This window comes from Micromonospora sp. NPDC049060 (assembly GCF_040649055.1).
In the GTDB taxonomy this organism is placed as follows: domain Bacteria; phylum Actinomycetota; class Actinomycetes; order Mycobacteriales; family Micromonosporaceae; genus Micromonospora; species Micromonospora reichwaldensis.
Genome location: NZ_JBEZEV010000030.1, coordinates 24,012 through 46,447 on the forward strand (window position 1 = coordinate 24,012; position 22,436 = coordinate 46,447).

General features: G+C 75.4%; 19 protein-coding genes. 17 read left to right on the forward strand and 2 right to left on the reverse strand.

The window, feature by feature from the left end:
• Positions 1–34: 34 nt before the first annotated feature.
• Entirely contained in the window at positions 35–817 is a 783-nt protein-coding gene (locus AB0B83_RS14190; protein WP_311411066.1) for a DeoR/GlpR family DNA-binding transcription regulator, read from the reverse strand.
• Positions 818–945: 128 nt separating this feature from the next.
• Between AB0B83_RS14190 and AB0B83_RS14195 the strand changes: the two genes are divergently transcribed.
• From AB0B83_RS14195 to AB0B83_RS14245, 11 genes are all read left to right on the forward strand, one after another.
• On the forward strand, positions 946–1,821 hold the full coding sequence (locus tag AB0B83_RS14195; protein ID WP_357578534.1) for a hypothetical protein: 876 nt from the start codon (positions 946–948) through the stop codon (positions 1,819–1,821).
• Positions 1,822–1,823: 2 nt separating this feature from the next.
• The gene (locus AB0B83_RS14200) at positions 1,824–2,552 is read left to right on the forward strand and encodes a sulfite exporter TauE/SafE family protein (protein ID WP_357578535.1); all 729 of its coding nucleotides are present in this window, start codon (positions 1,824–1,826) and stop codon (positions 2,550–2,552) included.
• Positions 2,546–2,944: a DUF202 domain-containing protein gene (locus AB0B83_RS14205; protein WP_357578536.1), complete on the forward strand. Its 399-nt coding sequence runs from the start codon at positions 2,546–2,548 to the stop codon at positions 2,942–2,944. The genes AB0B83_RS14200 and AB0B83_RS14205 overlap by 7 nt, the downstream gene beginning before the upstream one ends.
• Entirely contained in the window at positions 2,941–3,348 is a 408-nt protein-coding gene (locus tag AB0B83_RS14210) for a DUF202 domain-containing protein (RefSeq protein WP_357578537.1), read from the forward strand. Before AB0B83_RS14205 ends, AB0B83_RS14210 begins: the two co-directional genes overlap by 4 nt.
• 521 nt (positions 3,349–3,869) lie before the next feature.
• On the forward strand, positions 3,870–5,519 hold the full coding sequence (locus tag AB0B83_RS14215) for a family 10 glycosylhydrolase (RefSeq protein WP_357578538.1): 1,650 nt from the start codon (positions 3,870–3,872) through the stop codon (positions 5,517–5,519).
• A 46-nt stretch (positions 5,520–5,565) separates the two neighbouring features.
• On the forward strand, positions 5,566–6,120 hold the full coding sequence (locus AB0B83_RS14220) for a hypothetical protein (RefSeq protein ID WP_357578539.1): 555 nt from the start codon (positions 5,566–5,568) through the stop codon (positions 6,118–6,120).
• 128 nt (positions 6,121–6,248) lie between these two features.
• Positions 6,249–7,001: a hypothetical protein gene (locus AB0B83_RS14225; RefSeq protein WP_357578540.1), complete on the forward strand. Its 753-nt coding sequence runs from the start codon at positions 6,249–6,251 to the stop codon at positions 6,999–7,001.
• 102 nt (positions 7,002–7,103) lie between these two features.
• Positions 7,104–8,684, forward strand: a complete 1,581-nt coding sequence (locus AB0B83_RS14230; protein ID WP_357578541.1) for a phenylacetate--CoA ligase family protein — start codon at positions 7,104–7,106, stop codon at positions 8,682–8,684.
• Between the two features lie 3 nt (positions 8,685–8,687).
• Complete coding sequence (locus tag AB0B83_RS14235; protein WP_357578542.1) at positions 8,688–9,128, forward strand: DUF4188 domain-containing protein; 441 nt, start codon at positions 8,688–8,690, stop codon at positions 9,126–9,128.
• The gene (locus AB0B83_RS14240) at positions 9,125–10,243 is read left to right on the forward strand and encodes a hypothetical protein (RefSeq protein ID WP_357578543.1); all 1,119 of its coding nucleotides are present in this window, start codon (positions 9,125–9,127) and stop codon (positions 10,241–10,243) included. Before AB0B83_RS14235 ends, AB0B83_RS14240 begins: the two co-directional genes overlap by 4 nt.
• Before the next feature lie 2 nt (positions 10,244–10,245).
• Complete coding sequence (locus AB0B83_RS14245) at positions 10,246–11,229, forward strand: nitroreductase (RefSeq protein WP_357578544.1); 984 nt, start codon at positions 10,246–10,248, stop codon at positions 11,227–11,229.
• Between the two features lie 60 nt (positions 11,230–11,289).
• Here the strand turns inward: AB0B83_RS14245 and AB0B83_RS14250 are convergent, their stop codons facing one another.
• Positions 11,290–12,579, reverse strand: coding sequence for an MFS transporter (locus AB0B83_RS14250; protein ID WP_357578545.1), 1,290 nt, complete (start codon positions 12,577–12,579; stop codon positions 11,290–11,292).
• Between the two features lie 209 nt (positions 12,580–12,788).
• Between AB0B83_RS14250 and AB0B83_RS14255 the strand changes: the two genes are divergently transcribed.
• From AB0B83_RS14255 to AB0B83_RS14280, 6 genes are all read left to right on the forward strand, one after another.
• Entirely contained in the window at positions 12,789–15,785 is a 2,997-nt protein-coding gene (locus AB0B83_RS14255; RefSeq protein WP_357578546.1) for an MXAN_6230/SCO0854 family RING domain-containing protein, read from the forward strand.
• A 69-nt stretch (positions 15,786–15,854) separates the two neighbouring features.
• Positions 15,855–16,157: a type VII secretion target gene (locus AB0B83_RS14260; RefSeq protein ID WP_357578547.1), complete on the forward strand. Its 303-nt coding sequence runs from the start codon at positions 15,855–15,857 to the stop codon at positions 16,155–16,157.
• A gap of 7 nt (positions 16,158–16,164) precedes the next feature.
• On the forward strand, positions 16,165–17,829 hold the full coding sequence (locus AB0B83_RS14265) for an alpha/beta hydrolase (RefSeq protein ID WP_357578548.1): 1,665 nt from the start codon (positions 16,165–16,167) through the stop codon (positions 17,827–17,829).
• Positions 17,826–18,365 carry a hypothetical protein gene (locus AB0B83_RS14270; protein WP_357578549.1) on the forward strand — a complete coding sequence of 180 codons (540 nt, stop codon included), beginning with the start codon at positions 17,826–17,828 and terminating at the stop codon, positions 18,363–18,365. The genes AB0B83_RS14265 and AB0B83_RS14270 overlap by 4 nt, the downstream gene beginning before the upstream one ends.
• Positions 18,366–18,728: 363 nt before the next feature.
• On the forward strand, positions 18,729–20,435 hold the full coding sequence (locus tag AB0B83_RS14275) for an ABC transporter ATP-binding protein (RefSeq protein WP_357578550.1): 1,707 nt from the start codon (positions 18,729–18,731) through the stop codon (positions 20,433–20,435).
• Positions 20,432–22,315, forward strand: a complete 1,884-nt coding sequence (locus tag AB0B83_RS14280; protein WP_357578551.1) for an ABC transporter ATP-binding protein — start codon at positions 20,432–20,434, stop codon at positions 22,313–22,315. The genes AB0B83_RS14275 and AB0B83_RS14280 overlap by 4 nt, the downstream gene beginning before the upstream one ends.
• Positions 22,316–22,436 lie beyond the last annotated feature (121 nt).

The following is a 22,436-nucleotide window of genomic DNA, read 5'->3' on the forward strand; positions in this document are numbered from 1 at the left end:
ATCGGCGGCCGGTGGCGGGGGTGGACCGGGGAGGTCAGGCGGTGATGACGCGGATGCCGTTGCGCCGCACCGTCGTCGCGACCGCCTCGGGCAGGGGAGCGTCGACGACCACGGTGTCGATCCGGTCGAGCCCGCAGACCTGCACCGGGGCGGTGGCGGTCAGCTTGCTCGCGTCGACCACCAGGACGATCTCGTCGGCGATCTCCATCAGGGCGTGCTTGGCGCTGAGCTCGATCTCCGAGCGCACGTAGACCCCGCGCTCGTCGACGGCGCCGGCGCCGAGGAAGAGCATCCGGATCCGCAGGCGGCGGGTCAGGTCCAGGGCCGCGAAGCCGACCAGCGCCTGGTTGTCGTGCAGCAGCTCGCCGCCGATCCCGATGACGCGGGCACGCGGACGCGACAGCATGTGCCCCAGCACCGGCACCGAGTGGGTGACCACGCATCCCTCGAACTCGGCGGGCAGGGCGTGGGCCACCTCGGCGGCGGTGGTCCCGCTGTCGATGCCGATGGTGTCGCCGGGCTGCACCAGGGCGGCGGCGGCCGCCCCGATCGCGAGTTTGGCCTGCGTGTGGGTCTGGGCCCGGGAGGCGAAGCCGGGGCCGGCCACGCCGCCCGGCGGCAGGCTGACCCCGCCGTGCACGAGGGTCACCTCGTGGGACTCGGCGAGCTGGCGCAGGTCGCGTCGCACGGTCATCTGCGAGACGCCGAGCTGGGCGCTGAGCTCCGCCACGGAGAGGAAGCCCGCCCGCCGCAGCGCGGCCATGATCTGCGTGCGGCGCCGGGGGGCGCTCTCGTAACGGGACGTCTGCACGCTCACGCCGGGCCCTCCTGCCGGATGTCACCCCACGGGGCTCGGTGGAGAGTTTAGAGCAACCGAGGGATGTTATTTTTCTACCATCCGATGGTACGTTGCAAACGTCCTTTGGTAATCCTGGGAGGTACCCCATGACCGTCGCCACCGTGTCGCCCACCGTCCTGGCCCGCCCCTCCGGCGGCTACGCCATGCTCGCCGTCGACCAGCGGGAGGCCCTGCGGGCGATGTTCGCCGCCCACCAGAGCCAGCCGGTGACCGACGAGCAGATCACCGACTTCAAGGTCGCGGCGGCCCGCGCGCTGAGCCCGTACGCCTCGGCGATCCTCGTCGACAAGCAGTTCGGCTGGGACGCCGTCATCGCCCAGGAGGCCGTCGCCGCCGAGTGCGCCCTGATCGCCGCCGCCGACCGCTTCACCGCCAGCGCCACCGAGTTCGTCGCCGACGTCGCCATCGACGACGACGTCGACCCCGCCGCCGTACGCGCCCAGGGCGCCAAGGCGCTCAAGCTGCTCGTGCTCTGGCGCCCCGACGAGGACCCCGCCCCCCGGATCGCCCTGGTGACGGACTTCGTGCGGCGGTGCCGCGACAACGGACTCGTCAGCATCATCGAGCCGGTGTCCCGCGCCCCCCGCCAGGGCGGCGCCTTCGACCACGACGCCGGCATCCTCGCCGCCGCCAGCGAACTCGGCTCGCTCGGCGCCGACCTCTACAAGGCCGAGGTCCCCACCGCTGGGCAGGGCACCCCGGCGGAGATCGTCGCCGGCTGCTCCCGGCTGAGCGAGTCCATCGCCGGGCCCTGGGTGGTGCTGTCGTCGGGCGTACCCGCCGAACTCTTCCCCGACGCCGTCCGCCTCGCCTGCCAGGCCGGGGCGTCGGGCTTCCTGGCGGGCCGGGCGATCTGGGCGTCGGTCGTCGGCAGCCCGACGATGGCCGACGACCTGCGGACCATCTCCGTGGATCGGCTGCGCCGCCTCTGCGACGTGGTTGACGACGCCGTGTCCCGCTGACGGTGGCCCTCCTCGGCGCCGCCCTCGCGGTGGTGGCGGTCGCCCTCGGGGCGGCCATGCAGCGGGTCACCGGGCTCGGCTTCGCGCTGGTCGCGGCGCCGTTCCTGGTCATCATCCTCGGCCCGTTCACCGGCGTCGTGCTGGCGAACCTGCTCTCCGCCGCGATCAACCTCGTCGTGCTGGCCTCGACCTTCCGGGCCCTGCACCGCAGGTTGGCCGTGGAGATGATCGTCGGCGTCGTGGTCGCCGTCCCCCTCGGCGCCTGGGTGGTGGCGTCCCTGCCCGGTCCGTTGCTGCTCATCGGCGTCGGCTCGATCACGGCGATCTCCGTCGCCTGGGTCGCCCGGGGCAACCCGCTGCGCTTCCTGCGCGGCCGGGCCGGGCCGGTGCTGTCGGGCTTCACCTCGGGGTTCTTCAACACCACCGCGGGCACCGGCGGGCCGCCCCTGGCCGTCTACGCGGTGAGCACCGACTGGGGCCAGCGCAGCTTCGTGCCGACCGTGCAGGTCGTCGGCCTGGTCACCAACGTGCTGTCGCTGGCCGCCAAGGGCACGCCGGCGCTGTCCTGGCCCCTGCTGCTGGCCTGCGCCGTGGCGATGACCGTCGGCATCGCCGGAGGTCAGGTCCTGTCCCGCTGGCTGCCGGAGGAGCGGGCCCGAGGATCGGTCATCGGGCTGGCCTTGATTGGCAGCGTCATCGCCGTCGGAAAGGGAGTGACCGCCCTGTGGTAGTCGACACGGACGACGAGACCTCCTCGCGGACGCCCGGGCGACGCCGGTGGCCCGGCCGGGTCTTCGACCGGGGCGTCGATCCCGACCCCCGGTTCAGTCTCGCCAACGAGCGCACCTTCCTGGCCTGGATCCGTACGTCGCTGGCGCTCTTCGCGGCCGGGATCGCCCTGGAGGCGCTGGCCCTGCCCATCGCGCCCGGGCTGCGCCGCGCCGCGGCCGTCGTGCTGATCCTGCTCGGCGCCGTGGCCCCGGTGCAGGCGTGGATCGGCTGGCTGCGTACGGAGGCGGCGCTGCGCCTCGGTCGGAGCCTGCCGCCACCCGCGCTGGCGTTGCCGCTCGGCCTGGGCCTGGTCCTGGCGGCCGGACTGATCCTGGTCGGCCTCGTCCGGTGAGCCGTGCCGCCGCACCCCGCGACGGGCACCGCCCGGCGGCGGCGGGTCCACCCGGGACACCTCCTCGCCTGGACGGCGACCCCGGCCTGCAACTGGAGCGGACCATGCTGGCCTGGCGGCGCACGGCGGCGGCGTTCCTTGTGGCGGGTGCCGTCGGCGCGCGACTGCTCACCCCGCTGCTCGGCGGCTGGGTCTATCCGGCCGTGGCGGCACCGGCGCTGTGCGTGGGCGCGCTCGCCCTCGCCAGGTGCGTCCCGCCGCGCCGCACGACGTCGACCCCGGTGCCGGCGACCGTCGTGCCGCGGGCCGGCTGGATGGCCGGCGTCGCGGGGCTCACCTGCCTGCTCGGGCTCGCCGCTGCGGCGGCCGTGCTGACCGCCGCGACACCGGTGCCGATCCCGTGACCGCGCGGGGCCGGTGACGGCGCCGTCGCGTCGCCCGTACGTGGGCCGCCGCAGCCTCGCCTCGGCGGTGGTGCGGGGGAGCGGTAGGCTGTCCGAAGCGGGCATACGACGGCCGATGACGCGCCCCGACCACCCGCGTTCCCTCCCGGCTCGCAGCCGCCAGTGAACACGTTGCGCGCCGCCCTGTGAATCTTGGAGTACGTCTTGGCAGACCTGACGCCGCCCGCCCTGAATCCCTTCGAGTCAGAGGGAGACAGGGACACCGACCGCGAACGCGGGCGAGCGGTGGACGTGAGCGCGGACGCGATGACCCGTATGCGCACCCCGTTCGTCTCGACAGACGGTGACCGCGGCACCGCAGACGAGAGGCGGGCGTCGCGTTCCTGACGCGCCACGCCTGAGCCGCCGAGGGCGACGACCCGGCCTGATCCGCCACGGCGTCGGCGTCCGGCCCCCGGCCGACCGTCCACCGACGGTCCAACCGGCTCGCGAGGTGGGGCCGGACTGGGCAGACTGGGGCGATGCCCGCCGCTGAGTCGCCCGCCCACCGCCGTCGTACCCAGGCATTGGTCGCGGTGGTCGCCGCGCTCGCCGTGGCGGTCGCGCTCGGCGCCTGGTCGTTGCGGGACCGGGTCGCCGGTGGACGCGAGGTGTCGGAGCAGGGCGCCGTGACCCCCTTCGGGGCCGCCCCGGCGGATCGCACCCCCGCCTGCGCCGGTCGACCGGCCGAGGCGCCCCGCGAGTTGCGGGGCATGTGGATCACGACGGTCAACAACATCGACTGGCCGAGCCGGCGGGGGTTGTCGGCCGAGGCGGCGCGGGCGGAGTTCCGGGGCTGGCTGGACCTGGCGGTGCGGCACCACCACAACGCGGTCTTCGTGCACGTGCGCCCGAGCGGGGACGCGCTCTGGCCGTCGGCGTACGCGCCGTGGTCGGAGTGGCTGACCGGGCGCCGCGACGGCCGCGACCCGGGCTGGGACCCGATGGAGTTCATGGTCGCCGAGGCGCACGCCCGCAACCTGGAGTTCCACGCCTGGTTCAACCCGTACCGGGGCGGGCAGCCGGCCACGGTGGGCGGGCCCGGCCCGAGGCTGGACCGGCTCGCGCCGACGCACCCGCTGCGGCGGCACCGCGACTGGGTGGTGACCTATCCCAGCGCCGACCGGCCCGGCAGCCGCCTCTACTTCAACCCCGGCATCCCCGAGGCGCGCACGTTCGTCGAGGACTCGATGCTGGAGGCGGTCCAGCGGTACGACGTCGACGGGGTGCACTTCGACGACTTCTTCTACCCGTACCCGGAGGCCGGGCAGGACTTCCCGGACGACGCGACGTTCGCCCGGTACGGCCAGGGGTTCGCCGACAAGCACGCCTGGCGCCGGGACAACGTGAACACGCTGGTCCGCGAGATGAGCGAACGGATCAAGGCGATCAAGCCCTGGGTCAAGTTCGGGATCAGCCCGTTCGGCATCTGGCGCAACGAGCGCACCGACCCGGCCGGCTCGGCGACCGCGGGATTGCAGAGCTACGACGACATCTACGCCGACACCCGACTCTGGGTACGGCGGCAGTGGCTGGACTACGTCGTGCCGCAGCTGTACTGGCACATCGGGTTCGGCAAGGCCGACTACGCCAAGCTGCTGCCGTGGTGGGCAGCCACGGTGCGGGGCACCCGGGTGCAGCTCTACATCGGCCAGGCCGACTACCGGGTGGGCGAGCACGGTGCCTGGCGCGACCCGGCCGAGTTGGACCGTCAGCTCACCCTCAACCGCCGGCACGGCGCGAGCGGAAGCGTGCACTTCAGCGCCAGGCAGGTACGCGCCGACAAGCTCGGCGCGGTCAGCCGGTACCGCGCGGCCCACTATGCCGGGCCGGCGCTGGCGCCCGCGATGGCGCAGCTACCGGCGACGCCGCCGGCCGCCCCCACGGTCACCGACGCGCGGCGTGCGGGCGTTGGCGGGGTGACGCTGACCTGGCGCGGGGACGGCGCCGCGAGCTTCGCCGTCTACCGCGTCGACGGCGACACGGCGCGGCTCGTGGGCACCGCCCGGGGCACCGGCTGGGTCGACCGCACCGCCCCGGCCGACCGTCCGCTGTCCTACTGCGTCTCTGGCCTGGACCGCAGCGGCAACGAGGGCCGCCTGAGCGCGCCGGTGGCCGTCGCGGCGCCGTAGGAGGGGGGTTGCGGGAACGCGCGGTGGCGCCGGTTACCCTGCGGCGGTGGTGGTCGGCGAGGACGGGGAGCGGCTGGCGGCGTCGCTGGCGGAGCAGCTCGACGCGGTCGCCTTCACCGACCTGACCACGGACCAGGTCACCGCCCGGCTTATCGACGCGGTGGTCGGCTGGGCGGGGGAGCAGGGCTGGCGGGTCTACCGGCGGGCGTCCAGCGTGTTGCCGCTGCCGCCGCCGATGTCCGCGCAGCAGTCGGTGCTCGACGTGGCCTGTGCCCGCCCGCACGGACCGCCGGTCGTCGTCGAGGTCGATCACGGTACGCGCCGCCGCACCTGGGAGAAGCTGCTCGCCGAGGCCGACGCGGGGCGGATCCCGCTCTGGGTGCGCTGGGGTGCCGGCCGGTTCACCGCGCCGCCTGCGCCGATCCTGATGGTGACCTGCGAGGTGAGCGGGCGGCCGGATCCGACCGGCCGGGGCCGGGTGCACAGTCGTTCGCCGCGAGCCGACAAGCTGCCGCCGGCGCATTCGGCCGTGCGGGTGGCGACGGTGGACGCCGTCGAGTTGCCGCTGCCGCCGCCCGGGTCGCCCGGCACCGGGGCCTGAGTCGCACGGCAACGGCCGCCGCACGCCTCGCAAGGGACCGCCCCGGCGCGTGGGTGCCGGCGGGCGGTCGGCGGTGGGACGCCCGGCAGGGGCACCACAGCGTGGCCGAGCCGTGCCAGACTGCGATCATGGACGAGACGCCGAGCTTCCTCCGCCCCTTCGTGCTGACGCCGACGGCACGTCAGCCCGAGCGGGAGGCGAATCTCGACTGGTACGTGCCGGAGGGCGGCGGTCCGCACCCCGCCGTGCTCGTCGTCCACGGTGGACCGCTGCCACCCGGCCCGCACCCGGGTCCCCGCGACTGGCCGGTCTTCCGCGGCTACGGCTGCCTTCTCGCCGACCTCGGTCTCCTGACCGTCACCGTCGAGCACCGGATGCGCGTCGTCGTCGGTCCGCAGGGCCCCGTCACCGACTGCCCGACCGCCGCCCTCGACGTCGCCTCGGCCGTGGAGCGGCTCCGCGCCGACCCGCGCGTCGACGGCGGCCGGATCGCCCTGTGGTTCTTCTCCGGCGGGGGACTGCTGAGCACGGACTGGCTGCGGGACCGGCCTTCCTGGCTGCGGGCGGTGGCACTGACGTACCCCGTCCTCGCGCCGCTGCCGGGTTGGGGCGTCGACCCGCGCTTCGCGCCGGGCGCGGCGATCGGCGAGCCGGGTGGGCCCGTACCGCCGCTGCTGATCACCCGGGTCGGCCGGGAGGGGGAGGAGATGGCCGAGACGGTCGCGGCGTTCCTCGACGCGGCGGGCGACGCCGGCGTACGGGTGGAGGTGATCGACGTACCGGGCGGGCAGCACGGGTTCGACATGCTGGACCACACCGACGAGTCCCGGCGGGCGGTCGAGCAGGCGGCCGACTGGATCTCGCAGCGACTGGCCCCGTGACGGGGTAGGGGCCGGCGCCCGGATCGAGCTGGGTCCGGGTACTCAGCGTCGACCGGTGCGACAGCTCAGGCGTCCTCGGTCGGCGGCGCCGAGGATTCTGACATGGCCGAGACGCTGCATCGATACGCTGATCCGTCCTTTCTCACGGCACCACGTCTGACGGCCGGCGAGCGCTGGCGACGGGTACGTCTGACGATCTCCGGTCGGTTGATCGGGGCGGCGGTGCGGCTCGCCGGCAGCCATCCCGCCTCGTGGCGGTGGTCGGCCCGGCGGCACCACCGGGCACTGGACGTGCTCGCGGCGGCGAACGCGCGCGCCGGTTGCGCGCTCGCCGCGCTGGACGTCCCGGCGTACCGCGCCTTCCTGCGCGCCCGGCCGGCCGGGGCCCGCCGCCGGCTGCGGGACTTCCCGGAGACCGACAAGGTGAGCTACGTCGTCCCCTTCGACGCCGCCCGGCGCTGCCGGGGCGGACGACTGCCGGAGCGCGGCGTGGTGGTCGACGAGTCGGCCGGCTCGTCGGGCCGGCCCTTCAACTGGCCCCGGGGCGAGCGCGAGCTGCGCGCGGTGCACCGCGACATCGTCGGCTACACCAGCCTGGTCTTCCCCATGCGTCGCCCCTTCGTCATCAACGCCTACTCGATGGGCGCGTGGGCGACCGGGACGACGACCGGCGCCGCGATGGCCCGGATCGCGGTGGTCAAGAACACCGGCCCGGACCTCGGCAAGATCGTCGACACGCTTCGCGAGTTCGGCCCGGACTTCGACTACCTGGTGACCGCGTACCCGCCGTTCCTCAAGCACCTGCGCGACCGGCTCGACGCCGAGGGCTTCGACTGGTCGCGCCACCGCATCTTCGCCAGCTGCGGGGGAGAGGCGATGACGGAGGCGCTGCGGGCCTATCTGGAGGAGCGGTTCCTGCGGGTCCGGTCCGCGTACGGCGCCTCGGACCTGACCATCGGCATCGGCGCGGAGACCCGGTTCACCGTGTGGCTGCGGCGACGCCTGCGTGACGACCCCGAGCTGCGGGCGGCGCTGCTCGGCGCCGACGAGCAGCGGTTGCCGATGGCGTTCCAGTACAACCCGCTGGCCACCTACCTGGAGACCAACGAGCGCCGGGAACTGCTCTGCACGATCACCGGTCCCGACGTCCTGCAGCCACGGCTGCGGTACAACGTCGGCGACGAGGCGCTGCTCGTCGGGTACCGACGGATCCTCGACCTGGTCCGCGGCGACCCGCGGCGCTGGGCCGACTGCCGCGCGGCGCTGGCCAGCGAGCGGATGACCCTGCCAGTGCTGCTGCTGTTCGGCCGGCGCGACTCGACGGTGTCGTACCTGGGCGCCAACCTCTATCCGCAGGACGTGGAGTACGGCCTCTACGCCGACAACCCGTACGCGGCCGAGATCAGCCGGTTCTGCCTGTCGCTGACCGAGGACGCCGCGCTGGAGACCCGGCCCGTGGTCCACCTGGAACTGCGCCGCCCGCTGTCCGGGTCGGACCGCGAGGCTCTCGCCGCCGCCTGCCGCAGCGGGGTACGCCGGCACCTGGCGGCCGTCTCCCGCGACTTCGCGCAGTCGCTGACCGAGGACCCGACCGCCGGTGACCTCCGCATCGAACTGCACGAACCGGGCGCCGGCCCGTTCGCCGGACAGCAGAAGCTCAAGAACGTCTACCTGAAGGGCTGAGCGATGCGTACCCGTGACTTCTCCCGCGCCCCCGCGCGGGCCCAGGCCGGCGCCATGTTCTTCGGCGCCACGCGTTACCGCGGCCCGCTGGCGATCCTGCGGCTCTTCCCGGCCTGGCGCCGGATGGTCCGCGACATGCGTCGCATGTCCGGATACCGCTGGCACCGGGTGTACTGGGAGTTCCCGTTCACCCTCGGCACCGTCGCGTTCTTCACCGACCGCGAGGCACTGATGCGCTTCGCCCGCTCCCGCCACCACCGCAAGCTGATGGTCTGGCTCACCGACGGCGACCGCAACGCCACCGCGGGCTTCATCCGGCTCTTCACCGCCGAACCCGACGGCTACTCCAACGGCCTGTGGCGGGCCGAGTCCACCGAGTTGGGGCACATCGAGACGTTCAGCCCGCTGGGCTCGGAGACGGTGGGACCGGCGGTGCGGCGATGACCGCCCCGGGCGGCCTGGAGCGGGTCGTCGACAGGCGCGGCCTGCGCGAGTTCCTGGCGCTCACCGACCGGGTGTACGCCGGCGAGCCGCGCTTCGTGCCGCCGTCGCGCCAGCAGGTGCGGCGGTGGTGGCGCGACGGCGTGCCGATGTACGTGCTGCGCGACGGCGGAACCGGTGCGGTCGTCGGGCGCACCACGCTGCACACCGACGCCGCCCTCGACGCCAAGCTCGGCCGCCGGTGTCAGCTCTTCGGGCTCACCGAGTTCACCGAGGCGGCGGCGCGACCGCTGTTCGAGGCGATCGTCGCCGCCGCCCGCGCCGCAGGCGACCGGGACGCGCTCTTCGGGCCGGTGGCGTTGCTGCCCAACCAGGCGGGCGGCGTCATCACCTCCGGGTACGCCGACCGGGGCTTCATCGACAGCGCCTGGAACCCGCCCCGGTACGTGACCGCCTACGAGTCGTACGGGTTCCGCCGGCGGTTCGAGTCGGACACCTGGATCTGCCCGGTCTCCGGCGCCGCCGACGCCCCGTGCGGTGCCGACCAGCCCGGCACCGACCAGCCCGGCACCGACGCCGACGGCGCGGAGCTGCGGGTGCACCGGGGCGACGTCCGGCGGCTCGCCGAGCAGCTCGAACTGCTGCGCGGGATGCTCAACGCGTCCTTCGCCCAGCTCGGCTACTACACCGAGATCTCCGCCGCGCAACTGCGCCGGCAGACCGACGGGCTCGCGTACCTGCTGGACGAGTCGCTGCTGCTCTACCTGACCAGGGCCGGGCAACCGGTGGCGTTCGTGCTCTGCGTGCCGGACATCAGCGAGTTCGTCGTCCGCGTCAGGGGCGACCTCAACCTGTTCCACCAGCTCCGGCTGCTGGCGGTCCGCCGCCGGTACCGGCGGGAGGCGGTGCTGATCGTCAAGGGCGTGCTGCCCGAGTACCAGGGGCGCGGATACCAGCGGCTGCTCTCCGGCGCGCTGCGCCGCAACCTGCACGCCGGCGGGTACACCACGCTGCGCAGCACCTACGTCGGCCGGGACAACCCGGCCTCGGCCGCGCAGTACCGAGCGTCGGGCGGCCGGCCGCTGCACGGGTACACCTTCTACGAGAAGGCGCTGTAGACATGGACCTCGCGGCGTTCCGCGCCCTGGCGCCGCTCTGCTGGCGGGCGCCGAGCGCGCACAACACCCAGCCGTGGCGCCTCGACCACCAGCCCGATGCGGTCCGGGTGGGCTGGGAGCCGGCGCACACCCTGCCGGCGGCCGATCCGTCCGGCCGGGACCTGCGGCTGTCCCTGGGCGCCTTCGTCGAGACCTGCCTGGTCGTCGCCGCCGACGCCGGGCTCCGGCTGCGCTTCGTCGCCGACCACTGTGCCGCCGACCGCCGGGCGGGCTGGCTGCGGGCGTCCCCGCACCGCTACGACACCCCGTTCGACGCGGCGCAGGTGCTCACCCGCCGCACCCACCGGGGCCGGTTCTCAGCCGGCCCGGACGCCGAGGTGCTGGCCGCCGCCGACGCCGTCGCGCGGGCGTCGGGCGGGACGGTCCGGGCCGTACCGGACGCCGGCCGGCTGGCCCGCCTGCTGAGGGTCGCCGACCGGCAGACGTACGCGGATCCCGCCGTGGTCGCCGAGCTGCGGTCGTGGCTGCGGCTCACGCCGGCGCACCCGGACTACCACGCCGACGGGCTCACCGACCGGTGCCTGGGTCTGTCCGGGCGCGAGGCGACCGCGTTGCGGGCGGCGCTGGCGGCGTACCCGGTCCTGCGCCCGCTGGGCCTGCCCCGGCTCCTCGCGGCGGCGTCCGGCAACCCGCTCGCACGCGGTGGCGCTGTGATCGTCCTGATCGGACCGCCCGGGACGGACGACGCGACACATGTCGAATTCGGTCGGGTGCTCGCGCGCGTGTGGCTGACCCTGCACGCGGCCGGGCTGGCGGCGCACCCGCTGAGCCAGCTGATCGACACGGCCGCGACCCGAGACGCCCTCGGCTCGCTGCTGGGCATGGCGCCGGAGCGCCTGCTGCACGTGGCCCGGGTCGGCCGGCCGGTGGGCCCGGCGGCACCCTCGGCGCGCCGGCTCGGCGGCTCCGGGCAGGGCTTCCGTTGACCCCCGGCGATGGTGGCGGCACGTGCGGGGCCCCCGGCGTGCGGGTGGCACGTGCCAGGGTCACGACGCCTGGCTGGTCGCGGGCCGCTGGAGCGCCGGCGGGCGGGCCACCGGCTCCGAGCCGGCGCGGCGGATCGGGGTGAACAGCCCGCCGACCGCGACCAGGAGACACCCCGCTCCGGCGACGACAGTGACCGCGGTGACGCCGTAACGGCCCGCCGCCCAGGTCAGCACGGCGGCGCCGGCCGGCCCGAGCGCGTAGTGCGTGCTCCAGAACGCCGAGGTGACCCGCCCGAGCAGGTGGTCCGGCGTGATCTCCTGGCGCAGCGACATCGAGCAGATCCCGCCCACGCTGACGCCGCACAGGTACACCGCGGTCAGCACGGTGACGCCCCGTACGCTCCCGACGACGCCGATGCCCACGATGGCGAGACCGCACATCGCGTGCGCGCCGATCCAGGTGATGCCGAAGCCACGCCTGCGGCGCAGCGGCGCCACCAGCAGCGCCCCGACGACCGTGCCAAGGGCCGCCAACCCCAGCACCGTGCCGACCGTGCCGTCGGAGCCGCCGAGGTCGTGCTTGACGTGGTAGACGAGGACGTCGGTGAAGCCGTACGTCAGGAAGATGAAGACCGACAGCAGGACGGTCAGCGAGCGGAGCACGGGCTGCCGCCAGAGGAACCGCGCACCGGCGAGGAACTCGGCCAGCCGGCCCTCGCGCGCCGCCGCGCCGCCGGCCGTCGCACCCTCGTCGGACCGCCGCAGCCGCACCAGCCAGAGGCCGAAGGCAGACAGGGCGAAGCTGGCCGCGTTGATGGCGATGGCCGCCGTGGGACCGAAGCGGGCCGACACCACGCCGGCGAGCAGCGGCCCGAGCACGGCCGCTGCCGCGAACGTCGCCTGTAGGCGACCGTTGGCCTCGGTGATCCTGGGTCGGTCGACGAGGTTGCGCACCGCCGTCACCGCGGCGACCTGGAACACCATGCCCGCGGCCTCGCAGATCGGCAGCACGACGAAGAGCAGCCAGACCTGCGGACCACCGAGCCAGGCCAGGGGGATGAGGCCGTAGAGCACCAGCCGGGCCAGGTCGGCGGTGATCATCAGTTTGCGTCTGTCGTACCGGTCGACCAGGACGCCGCCGAAGATCCCCGCGCCGACGGACGCGGCGCCGGCCGCGGCCGTGAGCAGGCCCATCTGGGCGACCGACCCGGTCGCGTGGAGCACGAGCAGCGGCACCGCGATGTAGGCGAACGAGTCGCCGGCGGCGGAGAGCGACTGCGCAGCCCAGTAGGCGCCGAAGTTGCGATCGCGCCACAGGGGACGCCGAACCGGATCGGTGCGTCGGTTCATACCGGCGAGGGTAATCCGATCCATCCTGCGGGCGTTGTCCCTGGCGAGCCAGACGGGCGTCGGCCGGGAATCAGGGTGAGGCCGGCCGTGGCCGCGCCGTATGATCCTTCCCGCGGTGGGCGGCTCCCCGCGGTGCTTCCTTCTCACCCTGTCCTGGCAACTAGCGTCGCGACTCTCCGCCCACCGCTCCGCACGGGGAGGGCGCGAGCATGGATCCGCTGGCGGTGGTGCTGCTGCGACGCGCCGGCCGGGTCGCGGTGGTGGGCACGGGCGCCGCCCCTGCGGACGGTGTCGCCTGGGTGGCCGCGCTCGAGGCCGACCTGGCCGGTCGTGGCTGGCTGCTCCGGGCGGACCTGCGCACGGCGGCGGCCCGGCTGCCGGCGGCGGTGCGGGTCCGGTGGGCCGACTGGCTGCTGGCGACCATCGACGAGCTGGCCGGCGCGGACCGCCCGATGCTGCCGTTCTACCGTTCGTTCCCCGACACCCCGCGCGACGTCGAGGCGGTCTACGTACGGCGGCTGCTGACCCACCTGTTCGGCGTGCCCGGCGCGCCCTGCGTGCTGTGCGGCCGCGAGGAGGGTGGCGCGCCGCTGGACCCGTGCGGCCATCCCGTCTGCCCGGCGTGCTTCCCGCCGGAGCAGGTCACCGCCTGCCCGATCTGCGGCCGCCGGCTGGCGGCGGGCGACACCTACCTTCCCGTCGTCGCGCCCGCGCCCCCGGTGCGCCGCCCGCCGCGGCGAGCCGGTGCGTCGGCCGGGGACGCCGGCGAGCACCCCGTCCCGGCCGCGCCGCCGCTGCCGATGCGCCTCGCCGGGCTCGAGGCCGACCCGGTCGGCGCCGCGGTCCGGCTCCGGGACGAGCTGGTCGCCCGGCCCGCCGCGCTGAGCGAGTCCGACCGGGCCGACCTCGGGGTGCTCGTGGACGCCACCGCGCCGGGCCGCCTCGACTGGTTGCCCGAGGTGGTGCCCGCGCGGGAGACCCTCGCGCTGGTCGTCGCCCGGGCGCTGCACGCCGCGACGGGCACCCCCGGCCACCGCGACGTGGTCGCCGCTGCCCGGCGGCGGTGGTCGACCGCGACGGACGTGGCGCGGACCCTGTGGGCGTACTCCGGTGGGGACCCGGGGCTGGTCCTGCCGCGGCGCGACGACGAGTCCGCGGCTCCGGGCGTGGCCTGGCGTCCGGTCCACGAGCCCGCCGTCGTCGTGCCGGTCACTCGGGTGCGGGCCCTGCCCCGGCCGCTGCGGCGCGCGGCTCTCGCGCACCTCGACGCCTGCGGCGCCGCGGGCGCGGCCGAGGATCTGCGGCGGCACCCGACCGTCTGGAAGCGCCTCGGCGAGCGGCTGCACCCGTACGAGAACGTGGCCGCGCACCCGGCGGCGGCCGTCGCCTTCGCCGCGCTGCGCGGCACCCGCGCGGCCCGCGCCGGTGTCCTCGGCGCGGCCATCGTGGCGGCCTGCGCCCGCGAGCCCCGGCGGCTCGTGCCGACCGGGCACCCCGACGGCACGGTCACGGTCCGCGTGCGGACCCACGCGTCCCTGGTGGAGGAGGCCCTGACCGGCGACGACGCGGCGGAGGCCGCCCGCCTGCTCACCGAACGTCCGGGCGAGCTGTGGCGCCGGCTCGACCACCTGCTGCGGGTCGCCGGCGACGATCCGGCGGCGCACGCGGCCGTCGAGGCAGCCATGCGCCGGACCGTGGCCCGGGTGGCACCCGGCGTGCTCGCCGCGGCGGCGGCTCAACTGACCGGCCGCGACCGGACGGTACGGGCGACGGCCGCCGAACTGGCGGCGACCGCGCGGGCGCGGGCGGCGGCGCGGGCCCGCCGCTCCGAGCAGGCCGGTGCCGCCCCGGCGCTCACCGTCGGCCTGGGCGACGTTCTGCGCGCCGTCGCGCGGGGCGTGCGCGGCGCCGGCCCCGCCTTCCTGCGGGGGGCGCTCCGGCCGGCCGGCGGGGCGGCCCCTCCCGCCGAGGCGCCGCCCGCAGGCGGCACCGTGGAGGAGTCCGGCACAGTGGAGGAGTCCGGGAACGTCGGTGGCCGTCCCGGTCCCGGTATGCCCCGGCGGGTGTTCCATCCCCGCGGCAGCGTCGTGACCACCTGGACCGAGCCTGAGCGTCGCCCGCCGGTGCCCGCGCCGGCGATCACCGCGGTACGCGGACTGGTCGACGCCGAGTTGACCGCCCGCGCCGCCCGGCTCGGCCGGTTCGACGTGGCCGTCCTCGACGCCGCCCTGGCCGAGGTGCCCGCGCCGACGCGGGAGCGGGCCGCCTCGGCGCAGCTGGCGGGGTGGCCCCGGGGCAGTGTGCGGGCGCTGCCCGGCGCGCAGGTGTTGCGGTTCTTCCTGCACTGGGAGGACCCGGGCGCCACGCGGGTCGACCTCGACCTGTCCTGCGTGTTCTTCGACCGGGACTGGCAGCGGGTGGGCCACTGCGACTTCACCCGGTTGCGTTTCGCCGGCGACGGCGCGATCCACTCCGGCGACCTCACCTCCGCCCCGGCTCCGCTCGGAGCCACCGAGTTCCTCGACCTCCACCTGGCCCGTCTCGCCGAGCGCGGCGTGCACTACGCGGTGCCGACCGTCCTCAGCTACAACGCCGTGCCGTTCGAGGCCCTCACGGAGGCGCTCGCCGGCGTCATGCTGCCCCTCCCCAGGGGTGAGCAGTTCGACGGGGCCCGGGTCGCGCAGCGGTTCGACCTGCGCGGCAACGCCCGGATGCTGCTGCCGATGGTCGTGGACCTGCGTTCCCGGCGGTTGCTCTGGACCGACCTGACCCTGACCGGCCGTGGCTACGGCCACAGCGTCGACCGCCACGGTGACCAGCTGGCCCGGGCGGCCGCCGACCATTGGGAGCACTTCCTGGGCGGCCACCACGCCACGGTCCTCGACCTGCTGGCGTGGCACGCGGTCGGGCGCGCCGACCGGATCCTGGTCGGCCACGCGGACCGCACCTACACCGAGGTGCCGGCCGACGTGGCCGCCGTCCGCGCGGCCGCGTCGACGGACACCGGCGGGATCCGCGTACCGCCCGACCTGGCCGGCCGCACGGTCCTGGCCGGCGCCGCCGACCCCGACGCCCTCGACCGCCTGGCCCCCGCGCCCGCCCCGGTCGCGCCGGGCTCGACGGTGGTGACGGTGACCGGCACGCCCGGTCACCCGTGGACGGTGCTGCGCGCCGGCGACGTGCTGGCCGGGCTGGGCACCGGCTGAGGCGACCGATCCGTGCGGTGCGTGGGGCGGGTATGTAGGCTCGCTTCGATCTTCGCGGGAGGCCAGTCAGTGATCGAACTTCACGTCGAGCCGGAGTTGCTGGAGAAGGCGTCGCGGGTGTGCGACGACCTGCGGGACGACCTGCGGCGCGGTGTGTCCGACGTCGGAGACGAGACGCGGGCCGCGGTTGCCGGTCTGCCCGGCTGGCAGACCCGGGCGGCGCTGGAGCAGCTGCGCTGGTCGTGGTCGGACGACCTGGCCGGGTTGGACCGCCATCTGTCCCAGGTCGGCGACGCTCTGCAGGGCTGCGCGATGGACTACCGCTACAGCGACGAGGCCAGCGCCGCCCGCTTCGACATCCCCGAGCGGTGACCGCTCGGTGGTGACGTACGCGGACCTGCGCGAGGCGCGCGTCGCCCCGCTGCGGGACGCCGCGCAGGCCTGGACGGACCTGTCGCGGGCCTGCGCGGAGCTGGAGGCGCGGTGCGGCGCCGAGCTGACCCGGCCGCTGCGCGGCTCGGGCTGGCAGGGCTCGGCGGCCAGCGCGGCGTTGGCCCGGATGGACGAGCTCGATGACGAGTTCGAGGTGGCGAGCCTGCAGACCCGGACCGCCGCGAGCGTGTTGCGGGAAGCGGCGGAGGAGTTCGGCGACCTGCAGCGGCGGTTGGAGTCGGCCGTCGGCGCCGCCCGATCCCTCGGACTGAGCGTGGACGAGGCCGGGCGGGTGTCCGCGCCGGCGATGGCGGCAGGGGACAGGCACGACCCGGACGCGGAGACGCTCCACCGTCGACATGTCCGGAACGCCGCGATCCACACCGACCTGATCACGCGGATCGTCGCCGAGGCCACCGAGGCCGACAGCCGGATCGCCCGCGCCCTGACCCAGTTGAAGGCCGGCGCTCCGGGGCAGTTCGCCTGGGAGTACGACAGGGCCAACGACGGCGCACTGGCCGCCGCCGCGGCGCTCGAGCTGAGCGAGGAGAGCATCCCCGCGCCGGGCAGCAGCCCCGCCGACGTGCACGCCTGGTGGAGCGGCCTGTCCGACGACGAGCGGCAGGTCTACCTCACCGCCTACCCGGAGCGGATCGGCGCACTCGACGGGCTGCCCGCCACGGACCGCGACGCGGCGAACCAACTGGCGCTGCGTACGTTCGTCGGTGACGACGCGGGCCGGCACCGCGACCGGGACGACCCGCGGCACGCCGCCGCGCTCATGCTGCTGGACAAGCTGGAAGGCGCGGAGAACGCGGCGCCGCACGAACGGCTCTACCTGCTGTCGTTCGATCCGGCGGGTGACGGGAAGGCGGCGGTCGCGATCGGCAACCCGGACACCGCCGCCCACACCGCGGTCCTCGTGCCCGGGGTCGGCACCGAACTCGACGACATCCGTGGCCTGATCGGTCGGGCCGACGACCTGCGGGAGGCCTCGGTCGAGCTTGCTCCCGCCGGCAGCGACGTATCCGTCGTGGCCTGGCTCGGCTACGACACCCCGTCGCTCGACCTCGACATCGTCAGCGCCGTGTTCGGCGCCAGGTCCGAGGCCGGCGCCCGCGCGCTCGACGGCTTCGTCGACGGGCTCCGCGCCTCCCACGACGACGGTCCCTCCCACCTCACCGCCATCGGCCACAGCTACGGCTCGACCGTCCTCGGCGAGGCCGCCAGCAACGGCGACGGCCTCGCCGTCGACGACATGATCGCCGTCGGCAGTCCCGGCATGCGCGTCGAGAACGCCGGCGAGTTCAACATCGACCCGAGACACGTGTGGGCGGGCGCCGCGGCCGACGACACCGTCGTCGCGCGACCGGAGGAGACGATCGGCTGGCTCGACAACGTGCCCGTCGTCGGGGAGTGGGCGGTCGACGGCCTCGTCGGCATCCACGGCCCCGCCCCGCACGACCCGGAGTTCGGCGGCAACGTCCTGCACGTCGACACGTCCGGCCACAGCGGATACTGGGCGCAGAACAGTCAGATGCTGCGCTCCCAGGCAGCCGTCATCGTCGGCGACTACGAGGCCGCCGCCCTCGACCACGGCACAGCCCCATGACCCCACGTCACCGCACGTCCCGGTGGCGCGCCGTGGCGGTGGCGGCCATGCTGGTGCCCGCCACCGCCTGCGCGGGCGGGGGACCCGGCTCGTCGTCAGGAAAGGACGATTCGTTGCAGACCAAGGCAGCCGCCGAGGTGAGCACCCTGGCCGAGGCTCGCGCCCGGGCCGTCGCCACCACCGCCGGCGTCACGCTCGACGCCTGGCGGACCAACACCTCGCCCTGCCAGGGCCAGCGGGGCGAGATCGCCGACGACGGACGGTGGACGTTGAGCGGCTTCGCCGGACTTGCGGTCCCGCCCGCCGACCAGATCGCCACGCTGCGGCGCATCCGGGACATGTGGCGGCAGCAGGGCTACGAGATCACCGAGGACCGCACCTTCGCCGACGGTACCAGGGGTGCCGTGTCCATGCGTGACCCCGGCACCGGGATCACGATCAGCCTCACGACCACCGCGAGCCGGGACCGCGTCGCCCTGATCCTGGCCAGTGGCTGCTACCGGCCCGCAGCCGGGGAGGACCCGGCCAACGCCTAGCTCACCGGTTCGTCAGCCGTCCCCACGGGTCGCGGGGGCGAGCCGACCGCCCATGTGCGGCGCGAGCGAACGCCCGGACGGGTCCGGTCTCGGCGCGGGCGCGCCGGACGGGGTGGCCGGGCATCATCGACCCCGAGGTCGGCGAAGCCGCTGATGCTGCCGCTCGGTCGCCATCACGTGACGACCCGCCCGCCGGGCCCCCGTTCGTCGCGTGTATTAGGCGAGGCTAACCTGGCCGTTGATCGCTGGGAGGGCGCAGCTCGTGCACACATCCACGTTCGTCCAGGTCGTCGCCGACACCAGGCGGGCCCTGACACCCACCTGGGCCGACGCCCCCGACCAGCACGCCGGGGCCTGACGCTCATGGCAGTCGACGAGCTCAGCGGTACGACGGTGCTGCGCCGCGCCCTGCGCCGCCAGCGCGGCCGCGTGGTGGCCGGCACCGCACTGCTCTGCACCCACCAGGCCACCGAGGCCCTCGTCCCGGTCGCGATCGGCGTGATCATCGACCGCGCGGTCGCCACCGGGGACGTACGGGCGCTGCTGCTCTCCCTCGCCGGTCTCGCCGCGCTCTTCACCGTCCTCGCCTTCGCCTACCGCACCGGCGCCCGCCTGGGGTACGCCGCCCTGGAGCAGGAGGCCCACCTCCTGCGCGTCGAGATCGCCCGCAGCGCCCTCGACCCGCGCGGCAACCGCTCCGGCATGCGCGACGGCGAGCTGCTGTCCGTCACCGCCTCCGACGCCGAGTTGACCGCGCTCGTCGTACGGGTCGCGGGGCTCTGCGCCGCCGCGCTCACCGCCATCGTGGTCGCGGCCGTCGCGCTGCTCGTCGTCGACGTCCCGCTCGGGCTGGGCGTGCTCGTCGGCGTGCCGCTTGTGGTCGTCGCCCTGCAACGGATGGCGCCGCTGCTCAGCCGGCGCAGCGCCGCACAGCAGGAGGCCCTCGCCGCCACGACCTCGCTCGCCGTCGACCTCGTCACCGGCCTGCGCGTGCTGCGCGGCATCGGCGCGCAGGACCACGCCGCCCGCCGGTACGCGGCCGCCAGCCGCCACGCCCTCGACGTCACCCTGCGGGCCGCCACCACCAAGGGTCTGCACCTCGGGCTCACCACCACAGTCAACGGCCTCTTCCTCGCGGCGGTCGCCGGGGTCGCCGGCTGGCTCGCGATCCAGGGCCGGCTCACCGTCGGTGAACTCGTCGCCGTCGTCGGGCTGGCCCAGTTCGTCGCCGAGCCCGTGCAGACGCTGGGCTGGTCCGTGCAACTGTTCGCCATGGCCCGCGCCAGCGCCGGGCGGGTCGCCCGGGTCCTCGGCGCCGAGCCGCTCACCTGGCCGGGTACCGCCGGACCACCCGCCCCGGCCGCGGCGCGGCTCACCCTCGACGCGGTCGGGTACGCCGGACTCGACGGGCTGTGCCTGCGGGTCGGCGCCGGTGAGGTCCTGGGTGTGCTCGCCCACGACCCGAGCGAGGCCGAGGCGCTGGTGACGCTGCTGTCCGGCCGCGTGCCCCGGGAGGACTACCGGGGCACGTTGTACGTCGACGGCGTGCCCGCCGAGGACCTGCACGTCGACGCCGTGCGCGGCATCCTCCTGGTCGAGCAGCACGACGTGGCGTTGTTCGAGGGGACGCTGCGCGCCAACCTCGCCGCCGGCGCCGACGCCGACGAGGCGGTCCTGCGCGCCGCCGTACGCGCCGCGGCGGCCGAGGACGTGCTCGCCGCGCACCCGCACGGCCTCGACCGGCTGCTCACCGAGCGGGGCGCCAACCTCTCCGGCGGGCAGCGGCAGCGGATCGGGCTGGCCAGGGCGCTCGTCGCCGACCCGCCGGTGCTGGTGCTGCACAACCCCACCACGGCGGTCGACGCGGTGACCGAGGCGCTGCTCGCCGAGGGGCTGACCTCGGCCCGCGCGGCGGCGGCCCGCGGCACGGTGCTGATCACCAACAGCCCGGTCCTGCTGCGCAGCACGCACCGGGTGGTCGTGATCGACCGCGGGCGGGTCGTCGCCGAGGGACCGCACGAGCACCTGCTCGCCAGCGACGCCCGCTACCGGGAGGAGGTCCTGCGATGACCGACGAGCCGAGCACGCCCGACGTGCGGACCAGGCGGCTGCTGCCCACGGCCACCGCGCGGCAGACCTGGGCCGCCCTCCGGGTCGAGTTCGCCCGGCTGCCCGGGCTCAGCGCCGCCGCCGGCACGTTGCTGGTCGCCGCGGCGGCGACCGGGCTGGTCGCCCCCTGGGTGCTCGGCCGCCTCGTCGACGACGTCATCGCCGGGTCCGACACGCCCCGCGTCGTGGCCTGGGCGGGGGTGATCGCGGGCGCCGCGGTGCTCGCCGGCGTCCTCACCGCGGTCGGCGCCGCGCTCACGGCCCGCCTCGGCGAGACCGTGCTGGCGCGGCTGCGGGAGCGGGTCCTCGACCGCGCCCTGCACCTGCCGTCGGCCACGCTGGAGCGCGCCGGCACCGGGGACCTGGTGGCCCGCGCCGGCGACGACGTGGCCGTGGTGACGAACGTGATCGCCACCAGCGGACCCGCCTTCCTCGGCGCGCTGCTGTCCATCGTGCTGACCGCGGCGGGGCTCTTCGCCCTCGACTGGCGGCTCGGCCTCGCCGGGCTGGCCGCCGCCCCCGCCTACGCGTTGGCGCTGTACTGGTACCTGAAGCGCTCCGTCCCGTACTACGCGCGCGAGCGGGTGGCGACCGGCGAGCGGGCACAGGCCATGGCGGGGGCGCTGCGCGGCGCGGCGACCGTGCGCGCGTACCGGATGGAGGACGCGCACGTCGGTCGGATCGCCGATCGCTCCGCCACGGCCCGCGACCTGTCGCTGGAGATCTTCAGCCTGCACACCCGGTTCGGGCTGCGGATCAACCGGTCCGAGTTCGTGGGGCTCGCCGCCGTACTGCTCGCCGGCTTCCTGCTGGTCCGCGACGACCTGGCCACCGTGGGGGCGGCGACGACCGCGGCCCTCTACTTCCACCGCCTGTTCAACCCGATCGGCCTGCTGCTGTTCCAGTCGGACTCCGTGCTCCAGGCCGGGGCGAGCCTCGCCCGGCTCGTCGGCGTCACCACCCTGCCCGACACCGCTGCGCCCGACGGCTCCGCGCCCGCCCGTGCGGAACGGCCCGGGACGGGCGCGCTCGGACCCGCGGCGCTGGAGGTGCTCGTCGACCGGCACTGCTACGACGACGGACCCGTCGTGCTGCGGGACGTCGCCCTCCGTCTCGCACCCGGGGAACGCGTCGCCCTCGTCGGCGCGAGCGGCGCGGGCAAGAGCACGCTCGCCGGCATCGCCGCCGGAATCATCGCGCCCACCAGCGGCGCGGTCCGCCTGCGCGGCGTGCCGCTGACCGACCTGGACGAGCACCGCATCCGGCGCGAGATCGCGCTGATCAGCCAGGAGGTCCACGTCTTCGCCGGAACGCTCGGCGAGGACCTGCGCCTCGCCGACCCCGACGCGACCGACGCCGAGGTGGCCGCCGCCCTCGACCTCGTCGGCGTCACCGACTGGTTGCGCACGCTGCCGGACGGGCTCGACACGTGCGTGGGGGAGGGCGGGCGGCAGCTCACCGCCGCCCAGGCCCAGCAGCTCGCCCTGGCCCGCCTCGTCCTCGCCGATCCGGCCGTCGCGATCCTCGACGAGGCCACCGCGGAGGCCGGCAGCGCGGGCGCGCGTGACCTCGACCGCGCCGCCACGGCGGCCACCGAGGGCCGTACGACGCTGATCGTCGCCCACCGCCTCAGCCAGGCGGCCACCGCCGACCGTGTCGTCGTCATGGAGCACGGGCGCGTCGTCGAGCACGGTACGCACGAGCAGTTGCTGGCGGCCGGGGGTGGCTACGCCCGGCTGTGGCGTTCCTGGAGCACGCCCGACGTCGTGGTCCCGAAGGAGCGCGGGAGCGACGAGTTCGCCGCCGCGCATCCTCGACCGTCGGGCGTGTCGCCGGGTTAGGGCACGACGCGCCGTCACGCCGACTGCCGCGCCGGCCGGGCCCGCACCAGGCCCCGCGCCGCCGCAGCCGACGCCGCAGACCGCTGCCACCCGGGAACCGTCACGGCGCGTTACCGTTCCG